Origin of the sequence: Pseudoalteromonas sp. NZS127, from assembly GCF_015864805.1 — a bacterium.
Lineage (GTDB): Bacteria > Pseudomonadota > Gammaproteobacteria > Enterobacterales > Alteromonadaceae > Pseudoalteromonas > Pseudoalteromonas nigrifaciens.
On the sequence record NZ_JADYWN010000082.1, the window covers coordinates 1 to 555 of the forward strand.

Annotated in this window: 1 protein-coding gene; it reads right to left on the minus strand. The window is 55.9% G+C overall.

Going from position 1 to position 555, the window contains the following annotated elements; genetic code table 11:
• Nucleotides 1-149 precede the first annotated feature (149 nt).
• Nucleotides 150-302, minus strand: a complete 153-nt coding sequence (locus I6E78_RS18545) for a hypothetical protein (RefSeq protein WP_181870850.1) — start codon at nucleotides 300-302, stop codon at nucleotides 150-152.
• Nucleotides 303-555: the final 253 nt, after the last annotated feature.

A 555-nucleotide genomic window follows, 5' to 3' on the forward strand; every position in this document is an offset into this window, starting at 1 on the left:
GCCCATTGGAATCAAACCGGCCTTACGCAATTCCGCTTGAATGCACAATTCAGCATTCGAGCGAATTTCATACGCGCCGTGTTTCACCCAGCGTTGCGCGTTAGATTGGATTGCATTCATGGTGTTTTCTCCTATTTGCGGTTGACGGTTTACAAACCCAGCAAGCGGGCGATCAGGCTTTTACGCACTGCGCGACGCTGGCCGATGGCTTTTGCGGCAGGCGCCAGGGCGGCCGCCCAGCGGGCCCGCTCTGCGGCTTGTGCTGCAAGGGCTTCGTTGACGGTGAATTCGTTGCGGGTCATGGTGCGGGTTCCTTTGCGTTGCGTTATCTGACTCAGTGGCTCTATTGTAGCTAACTTTTTAGCAGACGCGCAAGAACTATCGCAATTTATTTTCTAAGTAGTAACCCCTAGAGAAGGGGTGTGTAGGTGGCACATGCACCCATGCACCCATGCACCCATGCACCCATGCACCCATGCACCCATGCACCCATGCACCCATGCACCCATGCACCCATGCACCCATGCACCCATGCACCCATGCACCCATGCACCC